Below are 13,853 nucleotides of genomic sequence, written 5' to 3'. Positions count from 1 at the left end.
GCTCTTTCTCTGTACGTTTTGAGTGGATTTGAATGGACTACTCGACGGGAATAGGAGCGTTCGGCTCCGTGCTCGCGTCGGTTTCGGGACCAGCGTCAGCTGGCGGGGCTGCTACCTCCTCCACATTCTTCTCGTCCTTACTCTTCATCCCAGAGGACAGCTTTCCGATTATGGAAGGCTTGCCCTGCCGCTTGTTATAGACATCGAAAGCAACAGCGGCGAGTAGAACGAGGCCCTTGATGACGGCCGTCTTATCTTGTCCAACGCCCATTAGCATCAGGCCGTTGTTCAGAGTCGCCATGACCAGGCCACCGACCATCGACCCCATGACAGTGCCGATACCACCGGAGACAGCGGCACCACCAATGAACACAGCGGCGATGGCGTCAAGCTCCCACATGTTTCCGTCGCTCGGCCCCGCGGAGGTAGCGCGTCCAACGAAGAGGATGCCCGCAATCGCGGCGAGGAACGACATATTCATCATTACCAAGAAGTAGGTGCGCTTGGTGTTGACACCGGAGAGCGCTGCGGCCGCACGGTTGCCACCGACTGCATAGATGTGCCGACCAAACGTGGTCCGCTGAGTAACGATGTGGTAGATAATCACGAGCGCCAGAAGAATCAGACCTGGGATCGGGAACGAGGTTCCAGGACGGCCGGAGCCGAAGAGCCACGTCAGATAGCCGATGATCAGTGCGATCAGAATCGAACGGGTAACGGGAACCCACATGGGAGCCGCTTCACCACGCTTCACCATCTTGGCGCGCTTACTGAACTGCATCCACACGAATAGGGCGATTCCAATGACCCCCAGAAGCAGCGTCGAGTTGTTGAGGCCCGTGTCGGGGCCCCATTCGGGAAGGTATCCCGCACCGAGAACAGCGAACTCGCGGGGAACGGGAACGGAAATCGAGCCGGAGATCCAGATAATGACACCACGGAACATCAGCAAGCCCGCCAGCGTGGTGATGAAGCCAGGGATTCCCATTTCGGCCAACCAGAAACCCTGCCATGCACCGATCGCGATACCCGTGGCTAGGCCGATCAGGAGTCCGACCCACCAGGGGATACCAAGTTGTTGAATACTAAGAGCGACAACCATTCCGACTAGTCCAGCCACCGACCCAACCGACAGGTCGATCTGGCCGATGACGATAACCATGACCATACCTATCGCCAGCACCAGCACGTAAGCGTTGCCTGAGATCAGGTTCTGGAAGTTCGAGGGCGTTAGCATCCGCCCACCCGAGATGATCTGGAAAATCAGCACTAGCACCACCAGTGCGAGGATCATCGTGTACTGCTGGAGGCTTCCTCCCGCCAGCTCCTTCAATCGTTTCATCTGCTTGATCCTGTCCTCTCGGTCATTACGCCGCGCTCGCGGGAGCGGCCTGGTTGCTGGTACTAGAAGACAGCGTCATCAGGCGCATGAGCTCTTCTTGGTTGGTGTCTTTGGTATTCACTACACCGGTGATGCGACCCTCACAGATCGTGTAGATCCGGTCCGTGATTCCCAGAAGTTCCGGCAGCTCAGAGGAGATGACAACGACGCCTCGTCCCTCGTCCGCCAGTTTGAAAATAAGACGGTAGATCTCGTACTTTGCGCCGACGTCGATCCCGCGCGTCGGCTCGTCCATAAGCAGAACCTCCGGGTCGGGGTACAGCCACTTGCCAACAACCACCTTCTGCTGGTTGCCGCCCGACAGGGTGGTGACGCCATCCTTCACGGAGGGAACTTTGATGAGAAGTTCTTCGCGGTACTTGTTGGCGACCGCCGTTTCCTCATCCAAGTCAAGTAGCGCGCGGTGGACAATACCGCCCAGGTTAGCGCTGACGATCGTCCGTTCGACAGAGTCAAGCAGGTTCAGACCGAGCGTCTTACGGTCCTCGGGCACGTATGCCATGCCTGCATCAATCGCCTTCTGAACAGTGGTGAGCGACTGCTCCTTACCATTCATAAAGATCTCACCGCCTAGGTAGGTGCCGTATGTTCTACCGAACAGCGAGCGTGCCAGCTCCGTGCGTCCAGCACCCATAAGTCCAGCGAATCCGACAACTTCGCCCTTGCGAACGGAGAACGAAGCATCATTCACCGCCAGGCGATCCGGGATCGTTGCGTGCTCAACGCTCCAGTTCTTCACTTCGAGCAGAACATCGCCCGGATTGGATTCGTGATCCGGATACCGGTTGTCGAGTGAACGACCAACCATCGACCGGATGATCCTGTCCTCGTCAACCTGGCCCGCGACAACGTCATACGTCTCAACCGTGCGTCCGTCACGAATGACTGTCACCGCATCGGAGATCGCCGCGATTTCGTTCAGCTTGTGAGAAATCATGATGCACGTAATGCCCTTGCCCTTCAGGCCACGCATTAGGTCGAGGAGGTTAGCTGAGTCCTCTTCATTCAAGGCAGATGTGGGCTCGTCAAAGATCAGGAGTTTCACGTCCTTTGAGAGTGCCTTTGCGATCTCGACCATCTGCTGTTGCCCGACGCCCAAGTTCTTGATCTGGGTGCTTGGATCGATATCTAGGCCGACGCGGGCGAGCAAGTCCTTGGTAATCCGACGTTGCTCATCCCAGTCAATCAGCCCATGCTTCACTGTTTCGGAACCCAGGAACACGTTCTCGGTGATCGACAGTTCAGGAATGAGGGCGAGTTCCTGGTGGATGATAACGATACCGGCCTTCTCAGAAGCCTTAATGTTTGAGAACTCGACCAGTTCCCCATCGAAGAAGATCTCGCCCGTATAGGTACCAGCGGGCCATACTCCCGACAAAACCTTCATCAGGGTCGACTTGCCAGCACCGTTTTCTCCACAAATGGAGTGGATATCGCCCTTACGAACCGTCATGGTGACGTCATCGAGAGCACGCACGCCAGGAAACTCCTTGACGATATTGCGCATCTCCAAGATTGGGGGCGGCTGCTCTGCCATAAAATCCTCCAGCGCCTCTTTGAGTGGGTAGGACGAAGCGTCCTGACGAAAAGAATAGGCCCGATCCTTCATGCCTTCATCTCTTGAAGTCAAGAAGATGCCGATCTGTTACATATTTGTGACAATTCGGGGGCCGAGGTGTCGCGTTAGTAGCGCGACTTCTACCGGGCATAGACCGACGAACTTCCCCGTAATACAGCCAAAACTAACCAACCATGCGGGCGGTGCTATACATCGGCGGTCACCCGACTCAGCCGCCCTTGGCAAAGTGTTCGTTAGACTTGACTTTATGAGCGTTGGCCCCGGATCTCAGACTTCACTTCGTGAAGCCAATGCGGTCCGTGTTGCCGAGACCGTAAAAAAATACGGACGCATAACTCAGGTAGAACTCGCTGCGGCAACGGGTCTATCTGCCGCCTCGATTTCAAACATTGTTAAGCGCCTGGCGGCCGATGGCATCCTGCAGGTCGAGAATACGGTTCGTTCCGGTCGCCGCGCATCCCTCGTTTCCCTAGTACGGCCCAGCGGATTACTGGCGGGAATTCACGTTGGAACACGTGGCGCTACCGTTGCCATTTCTGATTTGGCGCTGAAGATTGAGGAGCGAATCGCCCTCCCCCTTCCAATCAGCCACCGAGCCGACACCACGCTGGACCGAGTCGCGCTCATGACCGCTGAGCTTGTCGAAAGGATGGGCGCTACCCCCGATGAGCTTCTTGCAGTTGGCGTTGCCATACCTGAGCCAATCGATCCCGAAACTGGCATGCCACCCATTCCCGGAATTCTGCCGGGTTGGGAAGATACTCGAGTTGACGAGGTCCTGTCGAGTCGGCTCAATCGTCCCGTTTCAGTCGAGAATGATGCCAATGCCGCCGCACTGGCCGAAGCGCGAATCGGCGGACTTCGTGGGGTACCGGCTGGCATCTTCGTCCGCGCCTCGTTCAATACGGGCGCGGGCATAACTATAGACGGCGATATCTACCGTGGAATCCGCGGCATAGCAGGGGAGATCGGACATATACAGGTCGATCCGGGTGGACTGATCTGCCAGTGTGGCGGTCGAGGATGCCTAAACACCGTTGTCGGTGCCGCCGTTCTCACGGAATCTCTCCGCCTCAGCCGAGGCGAACTTACTTTGGCGGACCTGATCTCTCTCGCGGAAGAGGGAGACGTGGGTTGTCGCCAGGTAATCAGTGACGCTGGTGCCAAGATCGGTAAGGTCGTCGCCGACACTGCCGTGGTGATACCAGCAACGAAAGTGATCGTGGGGGGCGAGCTCGCCGCAACCGGAGAGACGCTGATCGCGCCAATCCGCGAGGCTCTTACCAACCGACCCATTTTGATGGGAGCCGTTGGGGTGGAAGCGAGCACACTTGGTGCGGACGCCGAACTGTACGGCGCCCTGATCCTCGCACGTCAAGTGGTAGAAACCAGCGCAATGCCCACGGGCGGCAACGAAGCCGCTCTTAGCGATGTAGTGATCGGAGTCGGCAAGTGAGCACACCAACACTTCTCAGTCTCAGGCATGTGTCCAAGAGTTTCGGCGCAGTGGAAGCCGTCTCTGATGTGTCGTTTGAGGTAAACGCACACGAGATAGTTGCCCTTGTTGGCGACAATGCTGCGGGGAAGTCCACCATCGCGCGAATGATCTCCGGAGCCTACGAACCGACCTCCGGGGCCATCTTTCTTGGTGGCGAGGAAGTCACAATTCCCTCACCGCGAGCGGCTTTTGATCTGGGCATTGCAACCGTGTTTCAGGAACTCGCCCTTTGCGAGAACTTGGACGTCACCTCAAATATCTTCCTCGGCCGCGAAGTATCGGGAGCGAACGGCCTGCTCTCACAAAAGGAAATGGACGATCGGGCCAGAAGCTACGTTGACCAACTGGGCGGCCGAATTCCTGACACCCACTCTCTTCTATTTTCACTGTCCGGCGGACAGAGGCAATGCGTCGCTATCGCCAGAACTCTGGTTTCAAGTCCTCGCTTGCTGGTCCTAGACGAACCCACCGCCTCACTCTCGGTAACTCAGAGCGCGGAGGTTCTGGGGCATATCCAAAACCTCCGCGGCATGGGCAAGGGAGTGATCTTTATCAGCCACAATCTGCCAGACGTGCGCGCTATCGCTGATCGCATAATCGTTATGCGGCACGGTCGCATCAACGGCCACTTCCGGGCATCAGATGCAACGTACGAGGAGATTATTGCCTCCATTACCGGCCTGACTCACGGTAGCTACTAGTGTGTGCTCTCTCCCGTGAACCCCAACTGTCGGCCGCCCGTGTAAGACTTTAGGGGTGAGCGGACCAGTCGAAACATCAGCGAGTACGGATCTGCCCGCGACTGCGGCAGAGACCTCGGCGGATCAACCCTGGCCGCTTCGCGTCTTCTCAGCGAAGCTAAAGACCCATGTCGAGCGAGCACCGGAGACTTGGGTCGAGGGCCAGGTGGTCCAGTACAAGCGCCGCGGCGCGACCCAAATGTCGTTCTTTACCCTTCGTGACACTGACCAGGACATCTCGATGGACGCCGCTACCTTTGCTGGCGTCTTGGATGGGGCAGGCCCGGGCTTCGACGAGGGAGCACGGGTTGTTGCACGAGTGAAACCCTCGTTCTTTGAACGATCCGGACGAATGACCCTGAGAGTCCATGAGATTAGACTTCAGGGTCTCGGCTCACTGCTAGCGCAAATAGAGAAGTTACGTCAGGACCTGGCCGCTGAAGGATTGTTCGACTTAGAGCGCAAGAAGCCACTTCCCATGTTTCCAAGGCGTATCGGACTGATCTGTGGGAAGGATGCCAAGGCGAAGGACGATGTCATTGTCAACGGACTACTCCGCTGGGAGGCGGCAACATTTGAGGTCAGAGAGGTCTTGGTACAAGGACCGAGCTCGGCTCTGCAGGTCAGCGAGGCCATCGCAGAACTAGATGCTCACCCAGAAGTTGACGTGATCGTTGTGGCCAGGGGCGGCGGTTCCACTGAAGATCTACTTCCGTTCTCAGACGAGCGACTGGTTAGAGTCGCTGCGGGCGCAGCGACTCCGATAGTCTCAGCGATCGGGCACGAGGGAGATGCGCCATTACTCGACCTGGTTTCCGACTATCGAGCATCCACTCCCACGGACGCAGCAATGCATGTTACCCCGGATATCTGCGGTGAGAAACAAGAGATTGCGGGGGCTCAGGGGGCTATGCGCGCAGCGGTCGTTAGAATAGTTGGCCGCGAGCGCGAGTTTCTTTCACTGCTGACCTCTCGACCAGTCCTCCAGAAGCCCACGGCGGTGCTTGATCAGCAACTGGCCGGACTTGAGCAGGCCCAACTACGGATCAACGCCGCGATAAGCCGACTGCTTACGACCCAACTCGGTGATATCGAACGACTGTCGGGAATGCTCCAGGCCCTCTCTCCGCTGGGAACTCTTGAACGCGGATACTCAATTATTCGACTCCCGGACAAGGCCGTGGTCCGATCGGTAGACCAGCTGTCGTCGGGAACTCTGATTGAAGGAATGCTCTCAGAGGGAACGTTTGTCGGTCAGGTGGTTGGAACCAACAAGGTCGGCAGTTTCATCAATCCGGAACAGCCATAGTCGGCAAGGAAGAAAAGGTTAAAAATGGTTAGCAGTACCGAAGCTACAAACGAAGCGAGCCGGAACCTGATCGATCCTCAAACGATGAGTTATGAGCAGGCTAAGGACGAACTTCGCCAGGTGGTGCAGACACTGGAATCCGGTTCGATACCGCTAGAGGAAACGCTAGAGTTATGGCAGCGAGGCGAGTCCCTGGCAACCAGGTGCCGATCAATTCTTGAGGCCGCTTCCGCCAAGATCGAAGAAATGACCGCGCAAGGTGGCGGCCAAGTCGCCGCCGAGCGCGCAGAGTGAGAAGGGCATCAACCATGCCAGATCAAGCCCGATCCGCCCTCGTTATGGGTGAAGCACTAGTCGACCTGGTGATTGACCCACGACAGAATTCTAGCGAGCCGGTTGCTGTTCCGGGCGGCTCACCTGCCAATGTCGCAATTGCAATAAGCCGCCTCGGAATACCTGTCGATCTTGTTGCCTGGTTCGGGAAAGACCTTTACGGGGACATGATGCGGGGGCACCTGGAAGAGTCCAACGTTAATGTTGCTTCAGGAACAGACTTGGCACCCTTTACCCCGACAGCGGAGGCCCATCTCGATCAGAACGGTGCCGCAACTTACACCTTCAACCTTGAATGGGACCCGCCGGCACCAATCGACATTCCAGACCGTGCTGCGGTGGTTCACACCGGCTCCATTGGAGCCGTTCTTCAGCCGGGAACCGACGCCGTGCTAGAGGCGTTCATCCGCGCGCGCGAACAAGCACTGACCACCTATGACCCCAATGCCCGCCCAAGCCTTATGGGGGATGTCGATGTGGCCCGCCCGATCATTGAATCCTTTGTGTCGAACAGCGACGTTGTGAAGGTATCTGACGAAGATCTCGGCTGGCTCTACCCGGGCACCCCTGCAGTGGACGCAGCACGAGCTTGGACCGAACGTTTCCAGGTTCCCCTCGTCGTCGTCACCCGCGGCAAGGAAGGACCGATAGCGTGGACCAGTTCCGGGGTCGAGGTGTCGGTTATTCCGGCCGAGGTGAAGGTGATCGATACCGTTGGCGCCGGTGACACTTTTATGGGCGGGCTTATCGACGCCCTTTGGCGCCGTGACCTTGTGGGCCGAGGCGCGGGTGAAGCGATCTCCCTGCTCTCTGAGGAACAGTTAGCGGAGATCATCGAAGATGCCAGCCGTATGGCCGACATTGTCGTCCAACGCAGAGGCGCGAATCCTCCCTGGGCTCACGAAATCGGCCGATAGGACTATTTACCTCGCCGACGCTCTCGTTGAGCGTATGACCTGAGGGCACGGAGAAAGTCGACTCTACGGAAGTCTGGCCAATAGGTGTCGCAGAAGTAGTACTCCGAATGCGTTGACTGCCACATCATGAAACCCGACAACCTCTGTTCACCCGAGGTTCTGATTATTAGGTCTGGGTCGGGCTGGCCCTTGGTGTAGAGATGAGCGGTAATATCCTCGTCCGTGAGAGAAGAAGCAACATCCTGAACACTTCGTCCCTCGTCAGCAGCTTCCTGAAGCAGTGAGCGCACCGCGTCCACCAGCTCTCGGCGGCCTCCGTATCCGACCGCAACATTCACCTGCATCACGTTTGTCAGGTCTTGCGTCTCTTGCGCGGCCTCTGCCACTCGCGAAACAAACTCTTCCGGAAACAAACTCATGTCTCCCACGATGTTTATTCGATACTTACGCTCTTTCGCAAGGTCAGCGACGGTGTCTCCGATTATCTCGATCAGTTGCGATATCTCGGATTTATCCCGTGACATATTATCCGTAGACAGCATCCAAAGAGTTACGACCTTCACATCCATCTCTTGTGCCCAGGTCAGGAACTCCAGGACCTTAGAGGCTCCAACCCGGTGTCCCTCAGTCGCATCAGCTTCCTGAGCTTTGGCCCACCTTCGGTTTCCGTCGAGGATTACACCGATGTGTAACGGCATGCGTTCACGAGGCAGGGAGTGCGCGAGTCGATACTCGTAAACCTCGTAAAGCAAGTTACCCGCCAAGACGCACCTCCCTATGTGGTGAAAAGACTACCTGGGAATCCGGTCAGGGCCACATCTATCGGGCCTAGCGCTTCCTCGATGCGTGTACCGTTGAGTCCGGAGAGGATACACATGCCAATTGCTTCCAGAAAACCGATCCAGTGGACCCCCACGAGTTTGGTAGATGTGAAACCTAGACTACGGGGCTGGATTCACGGCGTTGCCGCACCTCTGTCGCTGGCGGCGTCCATTGTTCTTGTCGTTCTAGCTCCGACCACGGGGCTCAAGTGGGCCAGCGCGGTCTATTTGGCCGCCTCGCTGATTTTGTTCGGAGTTTCCGCCGCCTACCACCTGTTTTATTGGAAGCCTCCGATCGGCACGATCCTTCAAAGAATGGATCATGCAAATATCTTCCTCTTGATTGCCGGAACCTACACGCCTATCACTGTGGCGTTGCTTGAGGGCACCCCGCGAATAGTTCTGCTTTCAATCGTCTGGATTGGAGCCACGGTAGGGATTTTCGTTAGTGTCTTCTGGCCCACCGCACCAAGGTGGCTGAGCACCCTCATCTACGTGGTTCTAGGGTGGACTGCAATCTGGTTCCTGCCAGCACTATGGCGTTCAGGAGGACCGGCGGTCGTTATCCTCATCATCGCAGGCGGCGTCCTTTACACGATTGGCGCGTTGGTCTATGCGAAGAAGAAACCAAATCTCTTCCCAAAGTGGTTCGGATTCCACGAGTTGTTCCACACTTTCACGGTGCTTGCCTGGGCCTGTCAGTGCGTCGCGGCGTTCCTGGCGGTCCTAGGTCAGGGCTGAAGTGAGTCGGCAAAGCGAATACCGCTCTTGTCGGTGACGGCTAGTACAATCGCCCCATGACTGAAAAGACCTGGCTTACGCAATCGCAGTACGATGTCCTCTCTTCTGAGCTTGAAGAACGGTCAAAGGTTCGACGCCCTGAAATCGCTCGGCTGATTGACGCGGCGAGGCAAGAAGGCGACCTGAGCGAGAATGGCGGCTACCAGGCCGCCCGCGAAGAACAGTCAATGAACGAGACCAGAATCCTCCAGTTAGAGGATCTGCTCAAAGACGCTGAGGTCGGTGAAACGCCAAAGGATGATGGCGTTGTAGAACCGGGCATGGTAATCGTCGCAGAGATCGCTGGTGACCGCGAGGAGTTTCTGCTCGGCGCACGTGATGCGGGTGAGGGCCTTGGAATCAGTGTTTACTCGCCCACCGCTCCGCTTGGCAAGGCAATTCTCGGCGCTCGCGAAGGCGACACCCTCACCTACAAGACACCCGCGGGAAAGTCGCTGAAGGTCACCATCATTTCGGCAAAGCCATACGAGGGCTAACACAACAAACCAAACTTCTTCTGGTTTGCCAATCAGAAAGGGAGACGACACGCCGACAAAGTCGGCGAAATCGATCCCGTTGTGATTGGAGACTCGGACGAGGGCCAGACGTTCAGTCTTCGTCGGCGTCCTGGACGTCCCAAGACACATCAATCTGTGATTGCTCTGCCTCGGCATCCGTGGTGAACGAACCCGGACTTGCAAGCACATGGCCCTTTTCTTCCGCACGCGCCTGCGCTTTGGCCCGTACCTTGCTCGCAACCTTCGTTGAGTCCTTTCCTCCTTTACCCGAAACGTGGTACGAGTTCAGGATCTGCTCGTCCAAGGAACCCGGGGGGCCTCCAGGACGGTCCGGGTTGTCGGCAAGCCCCGGGTACGGGTCGTGTCCGTGAAGATAGAGCATCACGACGTTGACCACAGCAAGCACGGGAACGGCGAACACCGCCCCTGCTATCCCACCAACTGTGCCTCCAGCAGTGACTGCAAGCACAACTGCTACCGGATGTAGTGACACAGCATTAGCCATGAGCCACGGCTGCAAGACATTGCTCTCAAGTTGCTGAACCAACAGGACGACCAAGAGCATGATGATGCCGGCATTGAGCCCATTGTTTACGAGTGCAATGAGCACGGCGATAGCTCCCGAAACAAACGCACCCACGATTGGAATGAACGAGAAAAGAAACACCAGCACCATGATTGGCACCGCGAGTGGAACACCGAGCAGGACGGCACCAAGACCAATGCCAACGGCATCAATTGCGGCGACCTTGGCCTGCGTCCGAACGTACTCACCGAGCGTTATCCATGCCCTGATCCCCGCTTCGTCCGCCGACGTGCGCCAGCTGCGAGGCAACGAGCGAATCCCCACGACCCACATCGCACGACCATCTCGCATTATGAAGAACAGGGTGAACAGCATTATCACTGTCCCAGTTGCTAACGAAGCCGTTGTCGAAGCAACAGATAGTGCCCCCGAAGCGATTACCGTGCCGTAACGACTAAGTAGGGTGGAGATACTGCCCTGTAGGTCGCTCACCCACTCCCGAAGAGCCTCTGATTCTTCCGCCCACGGACCGTTGGCTACCCAGTCGAGGAGTGAAGTCACTCCCGATATGGACTGTTCAACGATCAGTGGTAGCTGCTCAAGGACCTGCGTAACGGCGACGGTCAACAGCAGAACAACGATGACCAAGCCCGTTATCAGTCCGACCGCAGCGGCACCCGTTCGACCCATATGCCATTTCGCGCGAAGAAAGGTCACTAACGGTGCAAGCAACGCGGCGAAGAGGATCGCCACCAATACCGCTACAACAAGCATGCTGACATACGACAGCAAGTAGCCGCACAGAGCAATCGCACCAACGACCACCACGAATCTCCATGACCAAGCCGCAGCTACTCTAAACGGATAGGTAACCTCTGCGTCCGCAGTTGCTCTGTTGCGTCGATGAGACGATCCGCGTGGTCGTCGGCTCGGAGCTACGCCGTCAACTGAACCCACCCTGTCCGGTGCTTCTAGATTGTCTGGCCCCAAAGACTCAGTCCCAGCATCATTCATACGGACCCACATTCGTTGTCGTGTTTGATCACCTGTGCCAAACTGCCCATAGACAATGGTTGCACACCAGGACGTTCAACCTGGAAGCACACCGAAAGGGTGAACACTATGGCCAGCTCAACAATGCCACCTGTGCCGGAGCCCCATCCGGTCCTGCGCACTCCCCTAGACCTCCCCGCATCCGAAACGGCGGAAATAATCTATCTCGCCGCCGGGTGCTTCTGGGGAGTAGAACGCATCTTCTGGCGACTCCCAGGGGTCCTCGCGACAGCGGTCGGATACATGGGAGGAACGGCAACTAACCCCTCGTACGTCCAGGTCTGCACGGGAACTACCGGACACGCGGAAACCGTTCGGGTGGTGTATGACCCGAGCAAGATTTCCTCATACGAGGTGATTGCCACCTTCTTTGAAAATCATGACCCCACAACCATGAACCGGCAGGGCAACGACATCGGTACCCAGTACCGGTCAGCGGTGTGGACAACGAGCGAAGATCAGTACGAGGTGGCGACGGCAGTGCGAGACGCCTACCAGCTGGTATTACGGGAACGAGGGTTTAGCGAGATCACCACCGAAGTACACGAACCACCCGCGCCGACGTTCTACTACGCGGAGGAGTATCACCAGGCATACCTCTACAAGAATCCGAATGGTTACTGCAACCATGGATTTAACGGGGTGGGGTGCCCGAGGGGATTGGAATAACTCTCCCGAGAGAACTTTGTTGCCGGTACCAAAAGTAGGTGCGAAAGCGGCGTGTAGGACCGACAAACCTGCGGGAGCGCAAAAGAAGAGTTCCTGCAAGTTGTCCGGTGCTACACGCCGCCGAGTAGGGTTTGTCTACTCTCGACCCTTGATTCCCAAGATGTCAGTTACGAACACTAGAGTGTCGCCGCCCTTGATGCCCGCTTGCGGGACTCCTCGTGCGCCGTATCCCAGGTCAGACGGGATCGAAAGCAAGACACGAGAGCCGACCTTCTGCCCGATCAGACCGTCGTCCCATCCGCGGATGACCATGCCGACCCCGATCTGGAAGTCAAGCGCTGCTCCGCGATCATACGAGTTGTCGAACACCGGCCCATCCCAGACCTGACCCAGGTAGTTGCAGATGATCTCTTCGCCAGGTTCCACCTCGGGGCCGGAACCCTGAACCAAAACTTCAACCTCAAGTTTGGGAGAAGCGACGACTCCATCAAATGTTAGGGCTGGCTTCTTGCCGTAATCTCCTGTGACGCTTACGCCTTCCATTGGTTTCCTTTCGAGGGATCAGTTGCGGTTTAGGCGAGACAGCATGTTGAGTAGCTCAACGTAGAGCCACACTACCGTCACCATGATTCCAAATGCACAAGACCAGGCGTACTGAGCGGGGGCACCCATCTGCACGCCGATCTTCACCTGATCGAAATCACCAATCAGCGACATCGCACCAACAAGCACGGCGAACAGGCTAATGAATACCGCCAACGGAATACCGAAGATCGACTGATTGTACACACCTTCTACAGGCAGACCGACCATGCCAAGGATCCAGATCAAGAGTCGGGAGACAATTAGGCCTACTAGGGAGATTAGAACGAAGCGTTGCATCTTCGGCGAGTTTCGGACCTTACCCGACGAGAAGAGTGCCAGGGTTACACCAAACACCGCAAAGGTCGCGATGAGAGCCTGAAGCACTACGCCTGGGGCGTAGGCGTCAACCACGTACGAAAGTGCTCCAAGCGCCAAACCCTCAAGTGCAGAGTAAAGCAAAATCAGTGCTGGACGAATTGTCTTCGAGAAGATATTGACCATAGCAACAACCAGCCCGGCAATCAGGCCGACCGTCATAATGCCCATCCCCAAACCCGGATTGGCGGCAGTAACCATCCACGCGACCACAGCAAACAGCAATGCAACACCGAGGTTCATAGCGGTCTTTACAATGACGTCATCGTAGGTCATGCGGCCCGTGTCTACGGAGTCTGCGGCGGGAGCGGCGTAAGACTCCTGAGCCCGCTGGAACGCCTGCTGGTCGTACGTTGGGTATGACTGCTGTTTGAGAGCCTCCGTGGTGGCGGTGGCCGCACCGGCTCCTCGCGTAGCACTCTCTTGAGACCACTCTCCCTCAAGTCTGCTAAAGACCGGATTGCTCATTCTTCCTCCGATTTGGGGGTTTGATACCGTTTCATCCTGGCGGATGTACCTACAGTAAGCGTTTCACATCCAGGACTTCAGTCGCTACAGATTGTAAGAAACAGGGTGTTCGCCAGTCGCGATACCCAGAACTTTTGTACGACCTAACGCGATCAACCTGGTTCGAACTTCAGATCGACGAAAAGTTCGGTCGGGAACTGTGGTCACAGCCCTATCCTGATCCTGACTTCACGCTTCAACGCTGAGGGGTTCGAGCACGCCTGCGGGGAGAGCTAGCCGT

The 13,853-nt window shown here is 56.9% G+C and carries 14 protein-coding genes; 8 read left to right on the top strand and 6 right to left on the bottom strand.

Annotation, left to right across the window (positions count from 1 at the left end; translation table 11 throughout):
- Window positions 1-37 precede the first annotated feature (37 nt).
- Both U6G28_04985 and U6G28_04980 read right to left on the bottom strand, forming a co-directional pair.
- On the bottom strand, window positions 38-1,342 hold the full coding sequence (locus U6G28_04985) for a sugar ABC transporter permease (GenBank protein WRS31041.1): 1,305 nt from the start codon (window positions 1,340-1,342) through the stop codon (window positions 38-40).
- A 25-nt stretch (window positions 1,343-1,367) separates the two neighbouring features.
- Window positions 1,368-2,939, bottom strand: coding sequence for a sugar ABC transporter ATP-binding protein (locus tag U6G28_04980; protein WRS31040.1), 1,572 nt, complete (start codon window positions 2,937-2,939; stop codon window positions 1,368-1,370).
- A 289-nt stretch (window positions 2,940-3,228) separates the two neighbouring features.
- Between U6G28_04980 and U6G28_04975 the strand changes: the two genes are divergently transcribed.
- From U6G28_04975 to U6G28_04955, 5 genes are read left to right on the top strand one after another with little or no spacing between them, the layout of a single operon-like run.
- Window positions 3,229-4,437, top strand: coding sequence for an ROK family transcriptional regulator (locus tag U6G28_04975; protein ID WRS31039.1), 1,209 nt, complete (start codon window positions 3,229-3,231; stop codon window positions 4,435-4,437).
- Window positions 4,434-5,180 (top strand): ATP-binding cassette domain-containing protein, encoded by a 747-nt coding sequence (locus tag U6G28_04970; protein WRS31038.1) that lies wholly within the window; start codon window positions 4,434-4,436, stop codon window positions 5,178-5,180. The genes U6G28_04975 and U6G28_04970 overlap by 4 nt, the downstream gene beginning before the upstream one ends.
- 55 nt (window positions 5,181-5,235) lie before the next feature.
- Entirely contained in the window at window positions 5,236-6,528 is a 1,293-nt protein-coding gene (gene xseA, locus U6G28_04965) for an exodeoxyribonuclease VII large subunit (GenBank protein WRS31037.1), read from the top strand.
- A gap of 24 nt (window positions 6,529-6,552) precedes the next feature.
- Window positions 6,553-6,822, top strand: coding sequence for an exodeoxyribonuclease VII small subunit (locus U6G28_04960; GenBank protein WRS31036.1), 270 nt, complete (start codon window positions 6,553-6,555; stop codon window positions 6,820-6,822).
- A gap of 14 nt (window positions 6,823-6,836) precedes the next feature.
- The gene (locus U6G28_04955) at window positions 6,837-7,778 is read left to right on the top strand and encodes a carbohydrate kinase (protein WRS31035.1); all 942 of its coding nucleotides are present in this window, start codon (window positions 6,837-6,839) and stop codon (window positions 7,776-7,778) included.
- 2 nt (window positions 7,779-7,780) lie between these two features.
- Here the strand turns inward: U6G28_04955 and U6G28_04950 are convergent, their stop codons facing one another.
- Window positions 7,781-8,542, bottom strand: coding sequence for an isoprenyl transferase (locus U6G28_04950; protein ID WRS31034.1), 762 nt, complete (start codon window positions 8,540-8,542; stop codon window positions 7,781-7,783).
- A gap of 111 nt (window positions 8,543-8,653) precedes the next feature.
- Here U6G28_04950 and U6G28_04945 point away from each other — a divergent pair, with 111 nt between their 5' ends.
- Both U6G28_04945 and greA read left to right on the top strand, forming a co-directional pair.
- A complete protein-coding gene (locus U6G28_04945; protein ID WRS31033.1) occupies window positions 8,654-9,340 on the top strand; it encodes a hemolysin III family protein in 687 nt (228 codons plus the stop codon).
- 56 nt (window positions 9,341-9,396) lie between these two features.
- Window positions 9,397-9,876: a transcription elongation factor GreA gene (gene greA / locus U6G28_04940; protein WRS31032.1), complete on the top strand. Its 480-nt coding sequence runs from the start codon at window positions 9,397-9,399 to the stop codon at window positions 9,874-9,876.
- A 112-nt stretch (window positions 9,877-9,988) separates the two neighbouring features.
- On the opposite strand, the gene U6G28_04935 is transcribed toward greA, so the two are convergent.
- Complete coding sequence (locus tag U6G28_04935) at window positions 9,989-11,437, bottom strand: AI-2E family transporter (GenBank protein ID WRS31031.1); 1,449 nt, start codon at window positions 11,435-11,437, stop codon at window positions 9,989-9,991.
- 108 nt (window positions 11,438-11,545) lie between these two features.
- Between U6G28_04935 and msrA the strand changes: the two genes are divergently transcribed.
- Entirely contained in the window at window positions 11,546-12,145 is a 600-nt protein-coding gene (gene msrA / locus U6G28_04930) for a peptide-methionine (S)-S-oxide reductase MsrA (protein WRS31030.1), read from the top strand.
- A 135-nt stretch (window positions 12,146-12,280) separates the two neighbouring features.
- Here msrA and U6G28_04925 read toward each other — a convergent pair whose 3' ends face one another.
- A complete protein-coding gene (locus tag U6G28_04925) occupies window positions 12,281-12,688 on the bottom strand; it encodes an FKBP-type peptidyl-prolyl cis-trans isomerase (GenBank protein WRS31029.1) in 408 nt (135 codons plus the stop codon).
- Window positions 12,689-12,706: 18 nt separating this feature from the next.
- Window positions 12,707-13,573 (bottom strand): Bax inhibitor-1/YccA family protein, encoded by an 867-nt coding sequence (locus tag U6G28_04920; GenBank protein WRS31028.1) that lies wholly within the window; start codon window positions 13,571-13,573, stop codon window positions 12,707-12,709.
- Window positions 13,574-13,853: the final 280 nt, after the last annotated feature.

The organism is Actinomycetaceae bacterium MB13-C1-2 (assembly GCA_035621235.1).
In the GTDB taxonomy this organism is placed as follows: domain Bacteria; phylum Actinomycetota; class Actinomycetes; order Actinomycetales; family Actinomycetaceae; genus Scrofimicrobium.
This window is presented reverse-complemented; position numbering and strand designations above follow the sequence as displayed.